General features: G+C 44.3%; 22 protein-coding genes. 7 read left to right on the forward strand and 15 right to left on the reverse strand.

Annotated elements, in window-relative coordinates:
- The first annotated feature begins 165 nt into the window (after positions 1–165).
- Positions 166–633 carry a transcription elongation factor GreA gene (greA, locus tag FC51_RS05505; RefSeq protein ID WP_057910008.1) on the forward strand — a complete coding sequence of 156 codons (468 nt, stop codon included), beginning with the start codon at positions 166–168 and terminating at the stop codon, positions 631–633.
- A 95-nt stretch (positions 634–728) separates the two neighbouring features.
- Here the strand turns inward: greA and FC51_RS05510 are convergent, their stop codons facing one another.
- Both FC51_RS05510 and FC51_RS05515 read right to left on the reverse strand, forming a co-directional pair.
- A complete protein-coding gene (locus FC51_RS05510) occupies positions 729–3,554 on the reverse strand; it encodes a cation-translocating P-type ATPase (RefSeq protein ID WP_057911217.1) in 2,826 nt (941 codons plus the stop codon).
- 171 nt (positions 3,555–3,725) lie between these two features.
- Complete coding sequence (locus FC51_RS05515) at positions 3,726–4,337, reverse strand: DedA family protein (protein WP_057910010.1); 612 nt, start codon at positions 4,335–4,337, stop codon at positions 3,726–3,728.
- A 117-nt stretch (positions 4,338–4,454) separates the two neighbouring features.
- Here FC51_RS05515 and FC51_RS05520 point away from each other — a divergent pair, with 117 nt between their 5' ends.
- Together FC51_RS05520 and FC51_RS05530 are read left to right on the forward strand one after the other, a co-directional pair.
- Complete coding sequence (locus FC51_RS05520; RefSeq protein WP_057910011.1) at positions 4,455–5,408, forward strand: aldo/keto reductase; 954 nt, start codon at positions 4,455–4,457, stop codon at positions 5,406–5,408.
- Between the two features lie 375 nt (positions 5,409–5,783).
- Positions 5,784–6,605: a DNA/RNA non-specific endonuclease gene (locus FC51_RS05530; RefSeq protein ID WP_057910012.1), complete on the forward strand. Its 822-nt coding sequence runs from the start codon at positions 5,784–5,786 to the stop codon at positions 6,603–6,605.
- Between the two features lie 51 nt (positions 6,606–6,656).
- Here the strand turns inward: FC51_RS05530 and FC51_RS05535 are convergent, their stop codons facing one another.
- Positions 6,657–7,406: a glucose 1-dehydrogenase gene (locus FC51_RS05535; RefSeq protein ID WP_057910059.1), complete on the reverse strand. Its 750-nt coding sequence runs from the start codon at positions 7,404–7,406 to the stop codon at positions 6,657–6,659.
- A gap of 165 nt (positions 7,407–7,571) precedes the next feature.
- On the opposite strand from FC51_RS05535, the gene tenA reads away from it, so the two are divergent.
- Entirely contained in the window at positions 7,572–8,234 is a 663-nt protein-coding gene (tenA, locus tag FC51_RS05540) for a thiaminase II (RefSeq protein WP_057910013.1), read from the forward strand.
- 44 nt (positions 8,235–8,278) lie between these two features.
- Positions 8,279–8,836, forward strand: a complete 558-nt coding sequence (locus FC51_RS05545) for an RBBP9/YdeN family alpha/beta hydrolase (RefSeq protein ID WP_057910014.1) — start codon at positions 8,279–8,281, stop codon at positions 8,834–8,836.
- 46 nt (positions 8,837–8,882) lie between these two features.
- On the opposite strand, the gene FC51_RS05550 is transcribed toward FC51_RS05545, so the two are convergent.
- Both FC51_RS05550 and abc-f read right to left on the reverse strand, forming a co-directional pair.
- Positions 8,883–9,590 (reverse strand): SGNH/GDSL hydrolase family protein, encoded by a 708-nt coding sequence (locus FC51_RS05550; protein ID WP_057910015.1) that lies wholly within the window; start codon positions 9,588–9,590, stop codon positions 8,883–8,885.
- A gap of 70 nt (positions 9,591–9,660) precedes the next feature.
- Positions 9,661–11,175, reverse strand: coding sequence for a ribosomal protection-like ABC-F family protein (gene abc-f / locus FC51_RS05555; RefSeq protein WP_057910016.1), 1,515 nt, complete (start codon positions 11,173–11,175; stop codon positions 9,661–9,663).
- 516 nt (positions 11,176–11,691) lie between these two features.
- Between abc-f and FC51_RS05560 the strand changes: the two genes are divergently transcribed.
- Complete coding sequence (locus FC51_RS05560; protein ID WP_057910017.1) at positions 11,692–11,880, forward strand: hypothetical protein; 189 nt, start codon at positions 11,692–11,694, stop codon at positions 11,878–11,880.
- 93 nt (positions 11,881–11,973) lie between these two features.
- On the opposite strand, the gene FC51_RS05565 is transcribed toward FC51_RS05560, so the two are convergent.
- Positions 11,974–12,648 (reverse strand): DNA alkylation repair protein, encoded by a 675-nt coding sequence (locus tag FC51_RS05565; RefSeq protein WP_057910018.1) that lies wholly within the window; start codon positions 12,646–12,648, stop codon positions 11,974–11,976.
- Positions 12,649–12,781: 133 nt separating this feature from the next.
- Positions 12,782–13,126: a hypothetical protein gene (locus tag FC51_RS05570; RefSeq protein ID WP_057910019.1), complete on the reverse strand. Its 345-nt coding sequence runs from the start codon at positions 13,124–13,126 to the stop codon at positions 12,782–12,784.
- Positions 13,127–13,184: 58 nt separating this feature from the next.
- Here FC51_RS05570 and FC51_RS05575 point away from each other — a divergent pair, with 58 nt between their 5' ends.
- Positions 13,185–13,733: a GNAT family N-acetyltransferase gene (locus FC51_RS05575; protein WP_057910020.1), complete on the forward strand. Its 549-nt coding sequence runs from the start codon at positions 13,185–13,187 to the stop codon at positions 13,731–13,733.
- On the opposite strand, the gene FC51_RS05580 is transcribed toward FC51_RS05575, so the two are convergent.
- From FC51_RS05580 to FC51_RS05615, 8 genes are all read right to left on the reverse strand, one after another.
- Entirely contained in the window at positions 13,719–14,372 is a 654-nt protein-coding gene (locus tag FC51_RS05580) for a YoaK family protein (RefSeq protein WP_057910021.1), read from the reverse strand. The genes FC51_RS05575 and FC51_RS05580 overlap by 15 nt on opposite strands.
- 85 nt (positions 14,373–14,457) lie before the next feature.
- Positions 14,458–15,318 (reverse strand): metallophosphoesterase family protein, encoded by an 861-nt coding sequence (locus tag FC51_RS05585; RefSeq protein ID WP_065203849.1) that lies wholly within the window; start codon positions 15,316–15,318, stop codon positions 14,458–14,460.
- Positions 15,319–15,514: 196 nt separating this feature from the next.
- Positions 15,515–16,822, reverse strand: a complete 1,308-nt coding sequence (locus FC51_RS05590) for a D-alanyl-D-alanine carboxypeptidase family protein (RefSeq protein WP_225355031.1) — start codon at positions 16,820–16,822, stop codon at positions 15,515–15,517.
- Between the two features lie 98 nt (positions 16,823–16,920).
- A complete protein-coding gene (locus FC51_RS05595) occupies positions 16,921–17,655 on the reverse strand; it encodes a glycosyltransferase family 2 protein (protein WP_057910024.1) in 735 nt (244 codons plus the stop codon).
- A 500-nt stretch (positions 17,656–18,155) separates the two neighbouring features.
- Complete coding sequence (locus FC51_RS05600) at positions 18,156–18,884, reverse strand: L-ribulose-5-phosphate 4-epimerase (RefSeq protein ID WP_057910025.1); 729 nt, start codon at positions 18,882–18,884, stop codon at positions 18,156–18,158.
- A 21-nt stretch (positions 18,885–18,905) separates the two neighbouring features.
- On the reverse strand, positions 18,906–20,513 hold the full coding sequence (locus FC51_RS05605; RefSeq protein WP_057910026.1) for a xylulokinase: 1,608 nt from the start codon (positions 20,511–20,513) through the stop codon (positions 18,906–18,908).
- Between the two features lie 117 nt (positions 20,514–20,630).
- Positions 20,631–21,302 (reverse strand): Crp/Fnr family transcriptional regulator, encoded by a 672-nt coding sequence (locus FC51_RS05610; RefSeq protein WP_057910027.1) that lies wholly within the window; start codon positions 21,300–21,302, stop codon positions 20,631–20,633.
- Positions 21,303–21,315: 13 nt separating this feature from the next.
- Positions 21,316–21,957: a hypothetical protein gene (locus FC51_RS05615; RefSeq protein ID WP_057910028.1), complete on the reverse strand. Its 642-nt coding sequence runs from the start codon at positions 21,955–21,957 to the stop codon at positions 21,316–21,318.
- Between the last annotated feature and the right edge of the window lie 33 nt (positions 21,958–21,990).

A 21,990-nucleotide genomic window follows, 5' to 3' on the forward strand; every position in this document is an offset into this window, starting at 1 on the left:
TTTGAAAAGCAAAATCGGCAAAAGTCCAGAATGCTTTTTACCAATTAATAATACAAATTATTCGAAAAGCGTTTAAAACGAGGATGATTTGAAGCCTCACCATTTGATTTTCAGCTCATTTCAAGTCATGATTTGTTGTAAACTTAAAAGTAGGAGGTGGAGCTGATGGACCCTCATTTCAATCAAATTACCAAATCAGGATATGAAAAAATCGAAGCAGAAATTCGCGACCTCGAAGATTCTCGCCCGGCTAAAATCAAAAATTTAGCTGATGCCCGAGCATTAGGCGACTTATCCGAAAACGCCGAGTACAGTTCCGCCAAACGGGACCTGCGTCATTTGGAAAGCCGGTTGCGTTTCTTACGTAAGCAGCTTCAGTATGCCCAAGTCTATACCCCGTCCAATGACGACACCGTTGAGGTCGGCAAAACCGTCACTTTTGAATTTCTCGACGATCATTCAACTGAAACTTACGAAATTGTCGGAACCCCGGAAGTCGACATTGATCACCGCAAGATCTCAATTGCCTCGCCAATTGGGTCAGCCCTTTTAAATCACCATTCGGGCGATATTGTCACGGTATCGGCACCCCAACTCTCATACAAAATTAAAATTGTGTCGATTCGCGTTTAAAAACTTCTCCCACAAGCACTTGAATGCGCAATACAAGCTAAAAGGCCGAGCCAAAAGTGTCAACTTTTGACTCAGCCTTTTTCCTACGCTATTTATTACTCGCTATCTAATTGTGTTAATTGAGATGAATCCGTCTGACTTTTCATGCCAACTAATTTCTTAATTCCGGAAATCGCAAAGGTTGGAATCGCCGATATAATAATGATTCCGACATACATTGGCATCGATAACGGCGCTGTTCCCATGACGTTATTGAAGAATGGCATTAAGGTCACCAGAATTGACGAAGTTGCCGCAAATCCCACCGCCAACGTTAATCTGGAGTTGGAAAATGGATTTCGGTCAAATAACGTCTTGACACTTCTTGCGTCGTAAACGTGCCACAACTGGCCAAATACCAAGGTTAGAAAGGCAAGGGTTTGGCTTTGAGCTACCGAATAGCCTTGCATTGCTGCCCAGACAAAGGCCGCAAAAACCATCCCACCCATGACACCACCACGCAGGAGCACTCTTTTTAGCATGCCATTCGCTAAAATTGATTGCTTGGCATCTCGTGGCCGCTGTTTCATCACATCTGATTCCGCTTCGTCATAGCCCAGAGCAAACGATGGCAGTGAGTCGCTGACCATGTTGACCCAAAGCACCATCAACGCTGTTAGTGTCGGCGTCACTTCAGTCACCTGACCGATGGACGATGTAATCAGGAAGACCCCCAGCAATAGTGATAGAACCTCCGCCACATTGGTTGTTAGCTCATGACGCATAAAGTTCAAAATATTAGCAAAAATTGTCCGGCCGGACTCAACTGATTTTTCGATCGTTGTAAATTGATCATCCAGTAAAATCAAGTCGGCGGCGTCCTTGGTAACTTCTGTTCCGTTAATGCCCACTGCAATTCCAATGTCAGCCGCCTTTAACGCAGGGGCGTCATTAATGCCGTCCCCGGTCATGGCAACGACTTGTTCATGAGCTTGAAGCTGCTTGATAATCCGCTGTTTGTGCTCTGGGGTCACCCGAGCGTATACCCGCGTATCCAAAACGCGCTTTGATAGCTGGGCGTCAGACATTTCTTCCAAATCACGGCCGGTAATCACGTCGGCATCTTTTGATTGAATAATCCCCAACTGTTTGGCAATCGCCTTGGCTGTCATTGCATGATCGCCTGTGATCATCACCACGTTGACTGATGCGTCCGTCAGTTTTTTCACCGATTGCCTAACTTCTTCGCGCGGCGGATCAATAATGCCGACCAACCCGAGAAATGATAAATGTTGCTCAAGTTCAGAACTTGACGCGTTCAAGGCCGCTTCTTTAGTAATCTCGCGTTGGGCAATTGAAATGGTTCTTAACGCGTCGTTGGCGAATTCCAGCATCGATTCTTCAATGGTTGCAGAAGCGTTTTGAATATCAACTTTTTGACCATCAATTAGTGCCAACTCGGTTAATGGCTTAATGACATCGGGCGCACCCTTGGTTAAGCTAAAGTAGCGCCCGTTTTCTTTGATAACCACCGTCATCATTTTTCGAGTACTGTCAAATGGGAAGATCCGGACAATATCAATATCACGATCGCCCTTATCTTCCAGCAGTTCGTCACGCTTAATGCCCTGTTTTGCGGCCAGTACCACCAAAGAAACATCAGTTGGATTCCCAAAGGGACGCCAGTTTTGCTTGTCATCCGGCTTAATTTCGGCCTCATTGTTCAAAACCGCAACTTCTAAAAATCGCTGATAGTCAGCTGAATGGGTATCGCCACCATCCGCCCGAATAAAATCACCAATCGGTGTATAGCCATTTCCTTCGACGTTATAAATTTGACCGTTTGCTAAAAATCGGGTGACTGCCATTTCATTTTTCGTCAGCGTCCCTGTCTTATCGGAGGCAATGTAGGTCGTCGACCCCAAGGTTTCCACGCTGCTCAATGATTTAACCAACCCTTTTTGGCTGGCCATCATCTTCGCGCCAATCGTCAGCACAATCGATAATACCACCGGCATTGCGTCTGGAATCGAGGCTACGGCAATGGCAATCGCCGTCGCGGAGATCCCACCAAAGCTATCCATGGAAATGCTGCCGACTTGAATCAGTTGTTTCACTAAATCGTAACCAATCGTAATCACAATGATAATTCCGGCAATAATCATCAGTTTTTGACTGAGACTGTAAACAGATTTTTCAATCGGAGTTTTTTGATCATCGATATCCTGCATTAAGCCGGATATTTTACCCAATTCGGTATCCATGCCCGTTGCGACAACGACGCCGATCCCGTTTCCGTTAACCACCATCGAACCGGAATAACCCATGTTCGTCCGGTCGCCCAACTCAGTCTCCTCATCAATGGGTTCGACCGACTTGTCAATTGCGTCAGACTCCCCGGTTAGATGCGATTCGTTAATTTGCAACTCAGAAGCTTTTAGCCAGCGCAAATCACCTTCAATGAAGTCACCTGATTTTACGCTGACGATATCCCCGGGAACGAGGTGGTCGGCAGGAATTGATAGCCAGTTACTGCCCCGCAGGACTTTCATGTGGTGTTGACGCATGTCCGCCAAAGCATCCAGGGATTTCTGTGCCGTTCGTGTCTGGTGAAAGGTGATCCCACTATTGATTAAAACAATCAGCACGATTGCAACAGCTTCATACACAGAAGCCATTGCGTGGGCTTGATCACCACTCACGAAAAAATCATAGGCAGCACTTGCCAGTGCAAGCCCGGTCGCAATTAACAGGATCACAATCAAAGGTTCTTTAAAACTCTTCAAAAGCATTTTCCAAGCCGGCTCGGTCTCTTTGGCGGTCAATTCATTGAGCCCATGTTGCTCAAGCCGCCGTTTTGCCTCTGCCTCATCCAATCCGGCAATTCGGCTGGTATCAAGCTGTTGTAGTATCGTCGATGCGTTTTGACTGTACCATTTCATATTTGGCCTCCTTTTGGGGGTTCATCTGTCGTGGTGCATTACTTATAATAATCATAACAAATTAACGACTACCAATTGTGAATTTTATAAGATTATTTAGTGAAAATTAGTGAAAAATAAATTTTTAAACAAAAAAAGCCGCAATCACAATTACGGCCACACACATGAAGTCTATTCACTTTTTCGGGAAAATTGATAGTAAACAAAGCAAGCGGCGATGACTAAGACAACTACTAAAATCACCATCAACCACTGGTCAATCATCCCTAAGATCTGGGTCCAAGCTCGGCCGGCAAAGTGGCCAACCACAATTAAAACCGTGTTCCAGACGAGCGTTCCAATTGTGGTTAACAGGCAAAAACGGCTAAATGAAAAGCCAGTCATTCCCGCCGGAATTGAAATTAGGCTCCTGACGACCGGAATACAACGGCCAATTAAAATGGCCTTGCCACCATGATTGTTAAAATACCTGGCGGCTTTCTCAATATCGGTTGGTTTCAGGTGCATCAGTTTACCGAAACGACCGGACACTAATTTTTCGATCTGTTTGACGCTCAGGAGCCGGCCCACCCCGTAAAGAACCATTGCGCCGGCCAAGGCACCAAAAGTCGCCGACAAAACGGATCCCCAAATTGTCAGTTTGCTGGTCACCGTCAAGTATCCGGTAAACACCAAGACTAATTCAGATGGAATTGGCGGAAAGATATTTTCAATAGCGATTAAAAATGCAATTCCGAAGTAGCCATACTGATTGATCAGTTCAGTAATTGTATTTTCGCTCAAATTAATATCCCCATTTCATATTTTAAGTAAAGAAATTATACCATATTCGCCAACCACGTCTTTTCGCCCTCACCTCTTTTGCCGTATAATTAACTTAAGCAATAAAGGAGGATCAACATGAAAACTGTCAAAATTGGAAACACAAGTTTTGAAGCTTCAGCAGTTGCACTGGGTATCATGAGAATGGCTGGGATGGAAACGGCAGACGCCGCAAAATCAATTGAAGCCGCAGTCGATTCCGGAATTAATTTTATTGATTCAGCCGATATTTATGGTGATGGTCAATCAGAGACTAAATTCAAGGAAGCGTTGAAGGCTTCTGGCGTTTCACGTGACCAACTCTTCATTCAATCCAAAGGTGGTATTATTTTGGATCCGGAACGTAGTCACGATGGCTTAGTGTTTGGTCAGCGTTATGATTTCTCCAAGCAACATTTGATCGACGCCGTTGATGGCATTTTGGAAAGAATGGGCATTGACTATCTGGACTCATTCCTGCTTCATCGTCCAGATCCATTGATGGAAGCAGACGACATCGCCGAAGCTTTTGATACATTGCAGCGTGAAGGCAAGGTTCGTCATTTTGGCGTATCCAACTTCAACCCGGAACAAGTTGAAATGGTTCAGTCATGGATTAGTCAACGCCTGATGATTAACCAATTACAATTCAACGTGGTTCACTCTGGGATGATCAAGGAAGGCATGCACGTTAACATGGTCGATGATGCAAGTGTCATGCACGATGGCGGCATTATGGAGTACTCGCGCCGAAAGAACATGACGATTCAAGCATGGTCCCCATTCAACTATGGCTTGTTTGAAGGCATGTACATCAATGATCCGAAGTTTGAGAAATTAAACGATAAGTTAGCCGAATTGGGTGACAAATATCACGTCTCAAAGAATGCAATCGCAACGGCCTGGATTTTGAGACACCCGGCCCACGTCCAAGTATTACTGGGAACAATGAACCCAGAACATATCAAGGATAGCGCGGCGGGTGCTGATATCGAGTTAACCAAGCAAGAGTGGTATGATCTGTTCTTCGCGGCGGGAAATGTGCTGCCATAGAAATGGAGAGTGCGACGAGCAACGGTTTGACACGGAGAACTAAGGGTCCTCTAATTGAAATCCTGATTTTGGATTTTAATTAGAGGACCTTAGATCGCAGTGTCAGTTGCGTCGGAGCACGTTTTTCAAGGTAAAAAGAAACAGCGTTCAAAGCAACCACCAATCACTTCCCTACAGAAAAAACAAAAAATGACGGCCAAAAAGAAAACTTGGCCGTCATTTTTGCGTATATATAAAGTGATGGCAAAAAAGCCATTGTTGCTTTCCCCGGCAAATTGCACACAAGTGTGCATACTCTCCTTACACGCTTGCCTTCAAGCATCCCTTTCTGGTATGTTTGAAGGTGAAGCTTACATATAGAATCGAGGACAAACCATGAGTCAACATAAGAAGTATCATCGCAGAAAAAAATCTACCCTGGGCCTTAAAAGCATCGTCTCATTGATCGTTATTCTCGCCGGCATGTGGTTTGGATTAGGCCAACAACCGACCAGTCTCAATTCAATAGTTAGTCAGATTTCCAGTTCTTTATTTCACACCAGTAAAAGCGTTCCAAGCGACCAATTGGCGAAGCTTGACTATCATTCCGGAGATCCCAGTTATATCTTTGTGAACCATAATAAAGCCCAACTGGATCCCAACTCATGGAAAACCAACAAAGTGATTTATGCCAACTTGGACAATTTTAACCGGACCAGCACTGGCAATTTAGCCTACTTGGAACCCAGAAACGTGGTCTCCGATGAGAATCGCGTTCGTCAGTACGTTGAGCCGACTGCTTGGCACCAGAAATTTGTCAACGGTCAGCCAATCATTAACCGGGGCCATTTGATCGCCTATTCGATTTCTGGCGGAATCAGTTCTTCCGGGCAATATCAACCCAATGACATTTCTGGTGATCAAAACAACCCCAAAAATCTATTTACCCAGACAAGTTTTTCCAACCAACGCATTCAGACCATCTTTGAAAGTAAAATCCGCGAGTCGCTTCGTAAGGGTAATAAGGTTATCTTCTTTGCCAAACCAATTTTCCGGGGAAATGAGCTAATGGCGAGAGGAATTCACTTGGAAGCCATTTCAACCAATCGATCGCTTAATTTCAACGTCTACTTATTTAACGTTCAGCCAAATGTGCAATTTGACTACGCAACAGGTCGTTCACACATCGACCGGTCGATGACTGTTCCGGAACCGTAAAAAAACGAGTGCCGGATTAATTGGCCACTCGTTTCATTTATGTTAATGATTTTAAGCCCGTTGTGCGCCATCAATCACAAAGTCGGCACCATTGGCAAATTTCGATTCGTCGCTGCCAAGATAGACACAAATTTCACCAATATCAACCGGTTCACCCATATGACCAACCGGAATGGTCTTGGTAAGTGCTTCTTCATAGCCTTTAGGGACGATATCAGTGGCAATCCAACCTGGGTGGACATTGTTAACTCGAATATCGAGTTTTTGCTGAGCCAAAGACAGGGCGGTGGCATGGGTTAGTAGACGGCTGCCACCTTTACTTGCGGAATAAGCCGGACTTAACGGCAAGCCAACCAATCCCGCGACAGAAGAAATATTAATGATTGATCCCTTACCGTTAGTGGTCTGCTTCATTGCCTTAATGCCGTACTTTTCACCAAGAAATGTTCCGGTCAAATTGACATCAATGACATTTTGCCAATCTTCGAGGCTGAGGTCGTCAAGTGGGCCATTGACGCCGCCAATACCAGCATTATTAACGACGATATCAACACGGCCAAATTTCTCAATTGCTTTTTGAGTCGTCTCTTGCCAGGATTTTTCATCGGCAACATTTTGCTGAACAAATAAGGCCTTATCATCGCCAAACTTTTCAACGGCTTTCTTCCCGCCTTCAACGTTATGGTTGGCGGTAATGACAACCTTGGCTCCCTCACGAATGTAGCATTCCGCAATCCCTAAGCCAATTCCTGCAACGCCCCCGGTGATAATTGCAACTTTGTCTTTTAATCGATCCATGATATGAACTCCCTTCAGGTTTAAATCTGTCACAAGTGTACCTGAAGAAAAATGGAATATCAATTGATTTGCTCACTATTTCACTTAAAAATATTGATTCTGCTAATTCCAATCATGGTAAAATTAGTCAAACGCTGCTACTAAAGTACCGACAAGGAGTTTAGATCAATGACAAAAATCACCGACATAATGCGTCAACAAGCTAACCCATTGTGGGAAGCCAGCTTCAATCATCCCTTCATTGAACAACTTTCAACAGGCGCACTTTCCCCGCAAACCTTTCGTTATTACTTAAAACAAGATCGTTTTTATTTGGAAAACTTCGCTGCGCTGCATGGCAAAATCGCTGATCAAATAGACGATCCGGACATCAAGGCTTTTCTCTACGCCGGAGCTGAAGGTTTTAACGATAGCGAAAAGGAAGTTCGGAAAGAATTTTTCAGCGAATTAAAGATTACCCAAGAAGAAATTGACCAAACGCATATCGCCCCGACCGCGTATAGCTATGTGACCCATATGTATCATGAATTAAATGAAGGGACCCCTGCCCGGGCCGCCGCGGCGCTATTGCCGTGCTATTGGTTATACAACGAAATCGGCAAAAAGCTCATTCAATTAGGCTCACCAATTAAAATCTATCAGCGGTTCATTGAAACATATGAAAGTCCCGATTTTACAACGGCGACTGACAAGATGATTCAAATTGTCGATCAGCTTGCTGAAACCGCCGATCAAAAAGAACAACAAGAGATGATCCAAGCGTTTGTTCGAAGCAGCTATTTTGAACTTCATTTTTGGGAAATGGCTTATCAACGTCAAGAATGGTCATAAGCTACTGACCTCCCACTAAAAATCCAGTTAAAGAAGGCTTTTAAATGACAACTTCACACATCTATATGTTTCACGGCTATACTTCCAACGGAAATGACCACTGGTTTCCCTGGTTGGAACAAAATATCGAATCAAATCACCACATTCCATTTAAAAAACTAAACTTTCCAGATTCCGATCATCCTGACGTCGATGCTTGGAACCAGTGCTGTGATCAAAATATCAAAGCGGAAGACGGCATCACGCTGGTCGGGCATAGTCTTGGCTGCATCCAAGTTCTCCATTATTTGGAGCAGCATGACATCAAAAACGTTAACGTCTTACTGATATCAGGCTTTGACGAGCCCATTTGGACGCTGCCGGAGCTTGATTCATTTACGGCGCATCCTGTTGACTACACCTCCATTTTGCCTAAAGTTCGCCAAGTAACTGTTATTTCGGCCATCGACGATGATAGTGTCCCTTATCCTTACACACTGACTTTAGCTAGACACCTTCATGCCAAATTCATCTTGATGCCGTCCGGTCATCATTTCACGGATACGGGAAAAGACAAGGTATTGCCAATTGCATTGACCGAACTGGAAAATCTGATTAAATAAAAAATCGTTTCGAAATCCACCAAGCGGACTTCGAAACGATTTTTAGTTAGTTTAAAACCTCTGATACCCGCCGCGCCAATACTCGTGCGTAATAGATATCACCGGTGAGATTCAGGTGGACGCGATCGCTCACATACCAGCCCTTGTGTCCTTTACTGGCTTTATACCAGTTAACCAGGTGGACGTTGGCATGCTTCTTGGCATTTTTAGCAATCATTCGATTCGTCGTATTTTGCCAATGCCTTGGAACCCGGGTGTTAATCCAAAAAATCTGTCGTTTCTTGCCAACCGTTTTCAATACGGCATTAATATCGTGTTGGGTTGGTGGGCCGTTAATTCCCAAGTTAATCACAATGTACTTTGCCAAATGGCCCTGGGCTTTTAACTTACGGACAATTCCCGGCAGTGAATAGAACTGCCGTCCGACCGATCCGCTAACGGCACTATGGTGAAAGACGCGTTTAACATCGGGCTTCACGTCCAGCATCACAGAATCGCCGATGGCAGTAATGTGCGTTTTCGAAGCGGTTCTGGTTTCTAATTTGGTCAATTTATAATGTCTGGCAATCTTTTTTTCGCGTTTTGTCAGGTGAATCTTTGCTGCCTTTTTGGCGGTCTTAGACGTTCGGGTGGCCTCTTGGCGAGTATTTCCCTGAGAGACTTTACCGATACTGACCATTAAAATGCCAACCGCACAGACCACGGCAAGACTGATCAATAATGACTTCTTCAATGAATGGGTTGATTTTTGCATCTGAACTCCTTTGTTAAATCTAACAACAATATCTCAAACATCTTATACCAAACCATCAAAGAAGTACACCTTAATTCGATTCAAATCGTTGAATTTTGAGTAACGGACCGGTTTTGACAGCCTCAATAAAGGCTTCATCGTGGTCGATGATCAGCATTGTTGGCTGATGCTTCAAGATGAGATCCTGAATCTGCTGGCGGGTAATGACATCGAGATAGTTCAACGGCTCATCCCAAATGTACAGATTTGCGGCTTCGGACAATGACCTGGCTAAAGAGATCTTCCGCTTTTGTCCCATACTTAAATCACCCAAATCCTCATCAAAGGCTGCCCGTTCAAACCCCAATTTACGCAATGTATTCAAAAACGTATTTAATTCGATGCCAAATCGAACCGCATATGCTTGAATGGACCCACACATCGTTTCAAAGTCCTGACTCAGATAAGAAATCTTGATACTGGGACTTTTTAAAATTGTCCCATTGACGATCAGATCACGCTGCCCCATCAGTGCCTTGAAAATTGTCGTCTTCCCCAATCCGTTGGCACCAGATAAAACAAGGCGTTGTCCCCGTTTTAAATCAAAGCTCAGCGGCTGGTTTAAAATGCGCCCTTCCCGGCCAACTTGAATCTGGTTAACCTGCATTAGATGCACTTGATGCGGTTGTTCATCCTTCATTGTCAATGGAACCACGGTGTCAACGTTCTTCATTAACACTTGCTTCTCATCAATAGCTGATTTTGTTCGTTTCAACGTATTTTGAGATCGCTGCATGGATTTAGCCGCTTTATGGCTTAAAAATCCTTTGTCCAACCTAGCATGTAAGTCTGATTTACGTCCCTTTTGTGTCTTTGCCTCAGCACGCTTCGCCCAGCCTTCAATTTGTTCAGCACTGGATTTGAGCCGCTTAATTTCTTGTTGGAGCTGTTGCTTTTCCTCGATTTCTGATTGTGTTTCCCGCTGATATTCTGCTGCCCAGGTATCATAGTTGCCGGCAAACAGCTGAATTTTCGCCCGATCAATCGACAACACGTGGTCAATGACCTGATTGATAAAATGGCGGTCATGACTCACCACGATAAAGCCACGCTTGTGTTTCAAATAATCGGCAACCACCGCCCGGGCTTCGACGTCCAAATGATTGGTTGGTTCATCGATTAACTGAAAACACCTGTCGTCGGTAAACAGGGCCGCCAAAAGCGCCTTGGTCTGTTCGCCGGGGCTAAGGGTATCAAAGGGCCGATTTAAGACCTGATCGCTTAGTCTCAGTTGGTCCATTTCGACTTGAATTCGCCATAACTCGCTTGATTCCAATCCAGCAATCGTTAAGAGAACATCTTGCGTTTTCTGCCGTGGATCTGACACTTCCTGCGGAAAAGCCCTGAACACCACAGTTGTGTCGATCGTTCCCTGGTAATGTAAGTTTCCTAGAAGAAGCTTGATAAACGTGGTTTTTCCACGTCCATTACGACCGATGAGCCCAAGCCTCCAACTCTCGTCGATATTAAGACTAAATTGATCAAATAACTTGTGAAGCATGCCATCATATTGAAAGGACAGCTTATTAATTTTGATAGTTCCCATAAATTCACCTCATTCTGACACGCAGAAAAAGGGGATCAGTGCATGAAAATAGCCCACATTGCGAGACCGCAAGTGAGCTATTCTAAATGGGTGCATTCAGGTTTATAAGGCCACCAAAAAAGTGCCCCTTATGAAGAAGTCCATTTAAATTGCAAAATCGCACAGAATAGCCCCTGTTTCTAAACAGTGAGTAACTAATATCTTCTGAATTAACGATTTGCAATCTTCAATGGCGACACATCCTTTTATAGTCGAATAATTTCAAAGTCTATTTTTACATATTACCAATTTATTGTCCAGTCATCCTATTTTTTGACGAAAAGTTCGCCAAAATTTTGGTCATAAATAAAACGCTTTAAATCTGAGAAAAAGGCTGTATTTACGGGTGATATACGTTACAATGAAGGTGTAAAGAAAGCGCAAACAATTTACTGATTTTACACATTATGTCCGAATGATTTCTCTGTTAATTGCTTGCAATTTTACAATCACTTAATAGTACGGGGGAGCGATCTTATGGATGAAAATTTGAAAATCACCGTGATTGGCTTGTTAACATTAGTATTTGGAACTGTGCTGGCTTCCGTTTTGGCTAGTCTTGGCATTACTAACATCATTCCCGGCTTGTTATCATTCCTTGTCGCAGCTATTATTGTAGTGACCGCATTTACATTTAGAGATCATCATTTGGCATCTAAACATTAATTTAGATGACGGATGTATTGAGGTTGCGTCAAAAGTGTCAGCTTTTGACGCAACCTCTTTTTAGTATTTCCAAATTATCCAGTTGAACCGGGCTTAAAGTTTATCGTCGAAAAAATTCTCTTCCCAGTTTATTTCTTTTAGATATTTGCTGGCCTCTTTTTTGGCCAACTTCGACAAGTCGCGATTTTCGACAAACATCGATACCCAAAATGGATTGTATTTACTGTAATTGCGCAACGCCCAGCCAATCGCTTTTTGAATAAAAAATTCGTCTGTATCAATATCATAGTCAATTGCGAGAGTGAGTAAATGCGTATCCAACGTTTCTTTTTCATGAAGTTGCAAAATAATTGAGATCCGACGCATCCACATGTTTGGATGCTTATAAAACAGATTAAAAACTGCCCCTTTTTGCTCCGAATGCAGCACAACGAATTTGCCATACAGTTTTCGCCACGAATCAACCGTGTCCCACCAGGATTTACGCTGAATGTATTGGGTGAGCTCCTTTAAATCCGAATAGGTGAATCGGGTTACATTGGCATAAGCCACGTCAATCGCAACGTATTGATATTCCCGTTCAACCCGATCATACAAATCAGCAATTAATGAATGAACGGATCGGATCGGCAGTTTCTTGGATTGCTGAATCAATGCCTTAGACTGGGCCTTTCGTTCCGGTGTTTGTAATCCCAAAAATTGAAATTGCTGCCGCATATATTTTTCCATGTCAGCTTGCTTATCCGGGTTACCAATCATTTCAAACATGTCAAAATCCCTCCAACTTCTTATTTCACAACGTACCTTCGAACCTGAATCGGCTCCAGGTAATCATTCAGCCGCTCGAATAACATGGCCAGCCAGCTAAAGGCCAGTAGAAACGCCAAAATTTCAAAGGCTGTTAATGATAAATAACCCCGGATGTGCGTTTCAAGCGACTAAAGACCACTGAGAAGCTAATCAGACCACTTAACGTCGTCAGCATCAAGACCATGGTGGCAACTGATTCACTGCCGACGAGCGAGACCGAATAGATTTTGCGGACCAAAAAATAACCAACAAACACGCAGGTCATCAAAATTGTGAGGACAATCATCCCCCAGCGCTGCTTTTTGGCTTCGACCGGCTTCGGGGATTGAATAATCAATTCATCCGTTCCCATATGTATTTCGACTTCTAAACCCGACCGGACTCCCAGCTGGGCTTTCAGGTCATCCGGTAATGCTAAAATATGTTTTTCTGCCACTCGTACCACTCCTCAAAAGGTTTATACTAATTTTAACAGTTTATACAGGAGGGATTCGATGTTTCTTGATAAAGTTGACGACCACGTTTCATTCAAACTACCAACAACCGCAGATGCAGCGGCCATGCTTGACCTGATTGACAACAACCGCCAGCAGCTTGGTGAATGGCTGCCGTGGGCCAAATCCATGATGGCAATCAGCGATGAAGAGAAATTCCTGGACTATGGGATTGAGAAGATGGCACAGGGTGACTTTTGGTTTGCGATTATCTTGGTTGATGATGAACCGGCTGGGATGATTGACCTCCATCAATTTAGTCACAACCATCGCCATGCTGAAATCGGCTACTGGCTGGCACACCATTTCCAGGGACGTGGCATTGTAACCCGCAGTCTTTCCCATCTCGAACAAATTGCATTTTCCGAACTGGATTTAAATCGAATTGAAATCCTGGCAGATGTCCGTAATCAAAAAAGCCGCAACGTCGCAAAACGTTGTGGCTTCACTCAAGAAGGGGTTCTAAGAGAATCGGCATTCTATAACGGTGCCTACCACGATATGGCCTTATATTCCAAATTAAAGTCAGAATCCTTATTTAGCAAATAGGATGGTGATCAGTAAAATCAGGGCGGCCACCAAAATCGATTGACCGTGCAAATATTGAATCAAATAACCGTTTAATAATGCCCCAACAAAGAAAGCGCCGATGAGTGTTGCAATGTCACCGGCCTTTTTGAGTGCCTGCATATCGCCCTGAGCCACAAAATCCAGCAGGCTTTCTGACAATGTGCGGACATTTCCGGTCATCATCAACGGCGTAAACGGGGCGTTCTTTAAACGACGAAATTCCTGGAGCTGAGAAGCGGCGGCCAGCGCCAACAAGCCGGTCGTCAACAGAATCGAAACGTGTCCGGCAATGACGCTCACCACAACGAAAATCACAATTTCAAAGCTTAAAGTGAGCCGTTTCCTAGTCACGGCGCGTTCGCTTGGGTAATGGTATTGAACGACCCGGATAATGGCAACGCCAACCGCAAACATCACTAATGAGACCAACGCTTGGACGATGCTGCCATAGTCTCCTCTGCCGATTCGCAAACCCGTCAGGATTAAGTTTCCGGTTTGCAATCCGGCAAAGACGCCGCCATCTTGAATATAGGTGTATGAATCAAGCACACCAGCTGTCATGACCAGAAGCGCACCACTCAACAAGCGCTCATATGGTCCAATTACCTGTTTTTCCATCCAGTTTTCCCCCTACACTTTTGAAGATAATTCTGTACTAGTTTAACTTCAAGAAGCTGCAGAGGCTAACAAAAGCACCTGGGATTTAATTCAGCACCCGGTTCATTTCGTTGTATAAAATACTGCGGTCCACGAATCCGGTATCGGCAACATCAAACGCCTTAATGGTATCCGTTCCCAATAGCAGTGAGCGAGTTTCAACGCCGATTTGCTGGTCGGTCAGGCTAATAATATTATAGCTGGTGCCGTCAGTGATGAAATGTCTGTGGGGGTTGGCACAGTTGATATGATAGGCAGTTGAATCCGCCGTCACATTTAAGATGCCATTTTCCAGGAAGAGGTTTGCGTAATGGACATGCCCCGAAAAAATCGCTTTGACGTTGGTATCTTCAATCACGCGCCGGAGCTCCTTACCATTTTGCAGGATACTATATTTCATTTGTTCGAGTGGTGCGCCTAATAACGGGTGATGCATGAACAAAATTGCCGGTTTGGGCGAAGAGTGAAGTTCGGCACGTAACCATTCCATTTGGCGCTCGTCAATGTAGCCTTGTTCCAAGTCGCCGCATTTCGTATCCAAGAAATAAAAGTCCCACTCATTGTTAGAAATACTGTAATAGTAGCGGGTTAGATAGGATTTTTGTAAATAGCCCTGATAAAACGGCCGAGTTCGGTCATGATTGCCAAGAATGACGCGAATTGGGACATTGAATCGGCGCTCCTCTTGGTCAATCACGGTCTTAAAATCACGATAATCATTAGCGCTACCTTCGTGAATCAAGTCACCGGTAATCACGATTAGATCAGGATTGACCCTCGTGGTATAAATGTCATCAAACACCTGCATTAATTTTAACAGTGGGTCGACCCGCTGATTGTTGGCAGGTCTGGCGTTCTTCGGTGTTAAATGCGTATCAGAAATTTGACAAATTTTGTAATCAAACATAATTGATCCCTCCATCGCCTAAATTCAGTCATAACTGCAACAAGACTGGTGCTACCAGAAACGGATAATTGAGAATACCTTTAGGATAACAATTGATTGTAAAAGAACCATTACAGATGTGTATAAGTCATGTAAAACGACATTAAAGAAATAAAAAAGCTGACGCCAAAACATCATGCGTCAGCTAAATTGAGGATTATGGTGTCATAAACTTCACAAAAGCGCCAAAAAATCTAAAAATAACGGCCAGGATGCCACCAACAAAGCCAAGGATTTCTTGAATCAGTGAGACTTGATGCTGGTGCTTATTTTTAGCCCGCTGCTTCGGCAATTGAAGGCTTTGGTCCGCCTTCATCGGAATGACAGCTGAACTGGCATTATCTTTAAGTCTGACAATCGCATTTCCAATTGTGGCGCCTTTTTCAACAGGAAGCTTCGACTGGGTCTGAGTGTAGTTCACAACATGAGCACTCTCAGTGCCGACTTTTTGCCAAATAACCGCAGTTTGCTCCTCTGGTGTCGCCTTGATTCGATGACCATTGATTGTAAACGTGCGATCAGCCAGTGCGACCTTAGTTGGTTGGTACTTCCCATTGACCGCATTAATCAACTTGTTCATCGATGTATACAGCGTATTGCTATCAATGATGGTCGCAATTAAATGCCGGCCATCGTGCCAGTAAGTGACCGTAATACATAAACCGGCGTTTTCCGTGAAACCGGTTTTTAAGCCATCGACATGCGTACTTTTGTGGTAAAACGCCGAACCCGGTAACAATCGATTTGAATTAATGAGTACCTGGCTGCCGACTTTCATTGACGGCTGCTTACTCCACTTGGTAATCGTTGGAAATTCTTCTAATACATGAGCGGCAACCGTTGAAATTGCCTTGGCGCTTACCATATTCTGGGCTTTGGCAGTCGTGTGCGGCACCTGATAGTGATACTTACTCAAATCCGTATTATCAAGTCCGGAACTGCTGACAAACGTCGCCTGCAGATGCCACTTTTTGGCCTGCTGGTTCATCATTTTGACAAAGGTCGCATTGCTGCCACCGCCAACCAGATTTCCAAGGGCAATCGCTGATGAATTAGATGACGCAATCAGAGCCGCCTTGTACAAATCGCGAACGGTATACTGCTTGGTTCGCTTAATACGAAAGCCACCAACTTCATAACTCTTACTCATCTTACGTAATTCTGAATCAACCGGTACTTTTTGGTCCCAAGAGATTTGGTGATTGTCAATTGCTTTTTTAGTAAGGTAAAGCGTCATTAATTTGGAGAGGCTGGCAATGGGTCGCTTGGTGTTGCCGTTTTTTTGGTAAAGTACCTGCCCAGTTTTCGCATCCATCACGTAAGCTTCTTTAGCTTCAAACTTTTGCTGCTGGCCCTTGTTGGCACTTACTTGAATGACCATCAACATTAAAGTGGCCACAAATCCAGCCAATGCGATAACCAATTGCTGCCAATGAATGCGGTGGTGTTTGGCCGCTGTTTGCAAGATTGCGCTCACCTCCAAAAATAATTTATTCAGACGAAATTATCGTACTCCAATCTGAATCAAATTTGGCCTTTCTTGGAAAAATCTTTAGATATTATTCAAGGTTGCATGCTTCTGCCCATCTTATCAATCCGTTGGCGGACCGCCTGCTCTTTACTGCGCATTTCCCACGTTGCCGAGTGAATAATGCTGTTGCTGCGGCTAACTTTAGTGTATAGGGCATCCGGATAATAGAGAATTTTATGTGCAGCCAATGTGTACTGGGCGGTAAAAAGCAGATCCTCGGCTAAATCCAACGTTTCATCAAATCGAAGCTGGTTATCCTGGATAATTTTCATCTTGAACCCCTTATTCCAGGTATAACCACCAAAGTCACCACCACGATGATTAATCGAGGCGTAGGCGTTTGTTTTTGAAATTTCAGTAAAAGCGTGGCGCCCGGATTGACCGCCACGCCATCCCCACGTGTAACCAACACCTACCAGGTCAACGGTCGGATCAGTAAATCCGGTTGCGATCACCTCAAGGTAGTTTGGTTCCAACAAATCATCGCCATCGACAAAAACGATGATTTCACCTTTGGCGTGCTCGATCGCATAGTTTCGCGCCTTTGATACCCCTTGATGGGTGTCAAAATAGTGCGCATGAATCCGCGGGTCCGCTTGTTCAAATTGGGCGACCGTATCCGCGGTTTTGTCAGTGGACGCGTCGTCTACCAACCAAATTTCGAAGTTTTGATCAGTCTGATGTAGAATGCTTTCCAGTGTTTTGTTCAAATACGAGCCTAAATTATAGGTCGGAATCGAAATCGTAATCATTGGTAAATCAGCCATTGTAATCGCCTCCATGGTACTTTTTGGTGAGTATACGGCTGAAATTTCTTGGGGGCAACTGATTTGCCTGAAAATGCATTCGACACTGACGACAAAAGGAATGCAAACTTGACGACGTCGTGCAGCGCCTAGTCCTGTGGATGACGACCCTGTCCCCTACTGTGTAAGACAAAAAGTCCATCGACGAGCAAAACGCTTTGGATGGCTACGGGGGTGATCATTTTTATCCTTTTTTCATGTTTTTCTGCTTTTGAGCTATGCTCCGACGGCCGCAAACACCGTGCAGCGCCTAGTCCTGTGGACGACGCCCCTGATCCCTACTGCATAAAGAGAAAAGACCAACGATGAACAAACCCGTGTCTCCCCCTGTTATTTTGCCGAAATGCGTTCCGACGACCCTGTCCCCTACTGTGTAAGACAAAAAGTCCATCGACGAGCAAACCGTTCGTCAATGGACTTTTTGTCTTACACTCCGGGGCCAAACCGGGTCTCGTCACGCTCTATTCATGTTCCGCATGCGACTTGGACTTGGCACTATTTTGACCATAGTAGGCGTTCTTACCATGCTTACGGTAGTAATGCTTGTCTAATAGATATTGTGGCACGTGGGTTTCATCCCGCGTTAATTGTAATGCGTGATAGCTGATTTCAGCTGAAACTTCCAATACCTTGGCATTGTACACGGCTTTATCCGCTGTAGGACCCCAGGCAAATGGTCCGTGTTGGCTGACCAATACTGCCGGAACAGCATCTGGATCCACGCCACGGCGTTCAAATTCGTCCACAATTACTTTACCAGTGTTCAACTCATAAGCTTCTTCAATCTGCTTCTTCGTCAAAGCTGGGGCACATGGAATATCGCCATAGAATGTGTCGGCATGCGTCGTACTTACCGCTGGAATATCCATCTTGGCTGCCGCAAAGGAAACCGCCCAAGGTGAATGGGTATGGACAATCCCACCAATATTTGGGAAGTGATTGTACAAGTAAGTATGGGTTGGCGTATCTGATGAAGGATTCATGTCGCCTTCAACAACTTTACCGTCCAAATCCACAACCACCATATCTGATGGCTTTAACTTGTCATATTCAACACCGGAAGGCTTGATAACGAATAAGCCCTTGTCACGGTCAATTGCGGAAACATTTCCCCAAGTGAAAGTGACCAAATCCAATTGTGGTAAGCGCATATTTGCTTCATATACTTCTTGTTTGAGATCTTCTAACATTAATTTTCAGCCTCCAACTGTTTACTTCATTTTCATTGATTTAACGGCTTCGGCTTCTACAGGCAATGCTGCCTTGTAGTTGTCGATGAACTTGTCATAGCCTTGAACGCTGGCATCTTCAGGATACAAAGTTGCCTTGGTTGAATCTTTAAAGACACGGTTTTCAAGGTAATCTTCCAATGCTTCACCATTTTCACGATTTACACAGAAGAGGGCCAAAACAGCCATTCCCCAAGGACCACCCTCACCGGCATTTTCCATTACAGAAATTGGGGTGTTGAGTGCATCGGCCAAAACTTGTTGGGCCACAACCGGTGTCTTGAAGATTCCACCTTGTGCAACCAGCACGTTGGTCTTGATGTGTTCTTCTCGAAGCAGGATATCCATCCCGATCTTCAGAGGGGCAAATGCTGAGTAAATTTGAGTCTTAATGAAGTTGGCTAAATTCAACTTGCTGTCTGGCTTGCGGACAAACAATGGACGTCCTTCAGGCATTCTTGTGATGTTTTCCCCTGAAAGATAGGCGTAGTTAACCAACCCGCCGGCATCCTGGTCACCCTTAACGGATTCAGCAAACAATGTGCCATACAAATCATCCGGCTTCAACTGAAGGCCGAGTGCTTTTGCAAATTCGCCAAAAATGCCAACCCAGGCATTAATATCTGAGGAACTGTTGTTAGTGTGCACCATGGCAACTGGTGCACCATCTGGTGTCGTTACCATATCAATATCTCGGTGAACTGCCTTCAAAGGTGCATCCAAGACAACCATTGAGAAAGCAGAAGTTCCGGCAGAAATATTACCAGTCCGTTTCTTAACACTGTTGGTTGAAACCATTCCAGTTCCTGCATCCCCTTCAGGTGGGGCAATCAATGAACCAGCTTGCAAGGTTCCGCTTTGATCCAACAATTTGGCACCATCAGCGATTAACTCGCCAGCCTTCTTACCAGCAGGCAAGACTTCCGGCAAAATATCCTTGAAGTTCCACGGGTATTTTTGAACTTCTGGTAATGAGCTGAATTTGTCAGCCATTTCCTGATTGTAATTAACTGTGGCTTCGTCGATTGGGAACACACCTGATGCATCGCCGACTCCAAGAACCTTCTCACCTGATAACTTCCAAGTCACATAGCCGGCCAAAGTGGTGATAAAGTCGATGTCCTTAACGTGCTTTTCGTCATTAAGAATTGCTTGATATAGATGCGCAATGCTCCACCGTTCTGGAATATTGAAGTCAAACAACTTGGTCAATGCTTCAGCAGCATCACCAGTAATATTATTTCTCCAAGTTCTAAATGGTACTAAGAGTTCATCATTTTTATCAAATGCCATGTACCCATGCATCATGGCACTGACACCAATTGAACCAATATTTTTAATATCAACACCATATTTGTCATGAACCTGTAGTGCAAGGGTCGCATAACTTGTCTGAATCCCATCCCAAACTTTTTCGATTGGGTATGTCCAGATGCCATCACTTAATTCGTTTTCCCAAAGATAATCTCCAGATGCAACCGTCTGGAAATCGTCGGTTACCAAGACAGCCTTAATTCGGGTTGATCCAAGTTCGATCCCCAACGAAATGTTTCCGCTTACAATTTCATTCCGTACTCGACTTTCGTCCATTGTTTTTTCCTCCACGTCACTACGTTTAGTTTTCGTTTACCCCCTAATTGTAAAATATTCGTACGTATAAATCAATCACTTTCGAAATTTGTAGAATAAATATTTTTAAAAAAGTAATTAAACCAGCATCGATAGGCCGTCCTCATCCAAAATACGGACTTTGGATCCGGAAACGTCGACCAAATCTTCTGCAGCTAATTGTTTAAATGTCCGACTGATCGTTTCGGGAGTCGTCCCCAAAAATGTGGCGATATCTTTTTTCTTCAATGGCAGTTTAAACGGATTTTCTTTAAGTCCGGCACTGGTTTCCAGCAGATATTTTGCCAACTTGCCGGCCATATCAGAGGTCGATGAAATCGTTTTTTCGGCTTGCATGTTATTGATTTGTTGGCTCAGCGTCTGCAGCAGGCTGACTGATAATTCCGGACTCTTTTGAAGCAGCTTTTGAAAGGCCCCCTGCTCGATCTGGCAAACGTTGGAATCCACCAGAGCGGTTGCAGTCACGTTTCGTTGATCCCCGTTAAACAGGGCAGCTTCTCCGTCGAAGTCACCGGGTTGAAGGACCTTCAATAATTGTTCTTTCCCGTTAGCAGCTACCTGTGAAATTTTGACCTGACCGGCTTCCAGAATCATAAAATGACCAACGGTATCGCCGGCAAGGTAAATAATGGTTCCCTTTGGATAGTCGTGTTGAACAACCAATTTGGCAACCTCGGTCTTTTGATCTTCTGGTAGGGAATGAAACATCGGTACTAAGTTGACGCACTCTAAAGCTTGTTGTAAATCCATCGTTTCCACCTCATTATTCGTTCAGTAACTGGTCAAACCATTGCCTGGTTCCGTCATCGGACGCCGTGTTGATATCAAATCCAAATGGTGCGAAGATGTCTGCTACCTTTTCCCAATCGATCAGTCCCCCGGACGTTAAACTATCATTTAATGCGTCCATTTTTTCCATGGTCATCTCTTTAAAGATATTCGGATTATCTTTTGAAATAAAAATCAGCATGTTGGCGTCCAACTGTCGGAGAACAACCTCTTGAATATGACTCCCTGGATAAATTTGAATTCGTTGCGCCAAGGGAACGGCTGGAATTTCACGCCGGAGAAAATGCTCAATCTCTGGCCAGTTTGCGACTAGCCGTTCATAAAATTTAAACGGCACATGAACGTTAACTTCCTTTAATGTTTGCGTTAAGACGCTATCTAAATCCCAGACACCAGCAGGCGGATTATCCCGTAACAGTTCCTGCAAAAATCGTTGAACCGTTTGCTTGTCGACACCGGTTAACCGTTTCTTAAGCGTCAATCCATATCGAACCAAGACAAAATTTTCAAAGTCTTCCGACTTGATTGTGCGACCCGTGTCGGTGTGCGTCTGTTTTCTAATTGCCTTAATTTGTTTGAGTCGTTTTGATTTGGCGAACCTGCCCTGTTTGACCATAAATTATGTCACCGCTCACTTTTCTTATTATTA

It is taken from the genome of Lentilactobacillus parabuchneri DSM 5707 = NBRC 107865 (assembly GCF_001435315.1).
GTDB lineage: Bacteria > Bacillota > Bacilli > Lactobacillales > Lactobacillaceae > Lentilactobacillus > Lentilactobacillus parabuchneri.

What these genes read in the sequence shown, in the direction of transcription:
- FC51_RS05575 (WP_057910020.1), top strand. Translation starts at nt 13,185, where the DNA reads ATGTTTCTTGATAAAGTTGACGACCACGTTTCATTCAAACTACCAACA.
- FC51_RS05615 (WP_057910028.1), bottom strand. Translation starts at nt 21,957, where the DNA reads ATGGTCAAACAGGGCAGGTTCGCCAAATCAAAACGACTCAAACAAATT.
- FC51_RS05530 (WP_057910012.1), top strand. Translation starts at nt 5,784, where the DNA reads ATGAGTCAACATAAGAAGTATCATCGCAGAAAAAAATCTACCCTGGGC.
- FC51_RS05610 (WP_057910027.1), bottom strand. Translation starts at nt 21,302, where the DNA reads ATGGATTTACAACAAGCTTTAGAGTGCGTCAACTTAGTACCGATGTTT.
- FC51_RS05565 (WP_057910018.1), bottom strand. Translation starts at nt 12,648, where the DNA reads ATGTTTGAAATGATTGGTAACCCGGATAAGCAAGCTGACATGGAAAAA.
- FC51_RS05585 (WP_065203849.1), bottom strand. Translation starts at nt 15,318, where the DNA reads ATGTTTGATTACAAAATTTGTCAAATTTCTGATACGCATTTAACACCG.
- FC51_RS05605 (WP_057910026.1), bottom strand. Translation starts at nt 20,513, where the DNA reads ATGGACGAAAGTCGAGTACGGAATGAAATTGTAAGCGGAAACATTTCG.
- FC51_RS05510 (WP_057911217.1), bottom strand. Translation starts at nt 3,554, where the DNA reads ATGAAATGGTACAGTCAAAACGCATCGACGATACTACAACAGCTTGAT.
- FC51_RS05595 (WP_057910024.1), bottom strand. Translation starts at nt 17,655, where the DNA reads ATGGCTGATTTACCAATGATTACGATTTCGATTCCGACCTATAATTTA.
- FC51_RS05580 (WP_057910021.1), bottom strand. Translation starts at nt 14,372, where the DNA reads ATGGAAAAACAGGTAATTGGACCATATGAGCGCTTGTTGAGTGGTGCG.
- FC51_RS05520 (WP_057910011.1), top strand. Translation starts at nt 4,455, where the DNA reads ATGAAAACTGTCAAAATTGGAAACACAAGTTTTGAAGCTTCAGCAGTT.
- tenA (WP_057910013.1), top strand. Translation starts at nt 7,572, where the DNA reads ATGACAAAAATCACCGACATAATGCGTCAACAAGCTAACCCATTGTGG.
- FC51_RS05550 (WP_057910015.1), bottom strand. Translation starts at nt 9,590, where the DNA reads ATGCAAAAATCAACCCATTCATTGAAGAAGTCATTATTGATCAGTCTT.
- FC51_RS05600 (WP_057910025.1), bottom strand. Translation starts at nt 18,884, where the DNA reads ATGTTAGAAGATCTCAAACAAGAAGTATATGAAGCAAATATGCGCTTA.
- greA (WP_057910008.1), top strand. Translation starts at nt 166, where the DNA reads ATGGACCCTCATTTCAATCAAATTACCAAATCAGGATATGAAAAAATC.
- FC51_RS05560 (WP_057910017.1), top strand. Translation starts at nt 11,692, where the DNA reads ATGGATGAAAATTTGAAAATCACCGTGATTGGCTTGTTAACATTAGTA.
- abc-f (WP_057910016.1), bottom strand. Translation starts at nt 11,175, where the DNA reads ATGGGAACTATCAAAATTAATAAGCTGTCCTTTCAATATGATGGCATG.
- FC51_RS05545 (WP_057910014.1), top strand. Translation starts at nt 8,279, where the DNA reads ATGACAACTTCACACATCTATATGTTTCACGGCTATACTTCCAACGGA.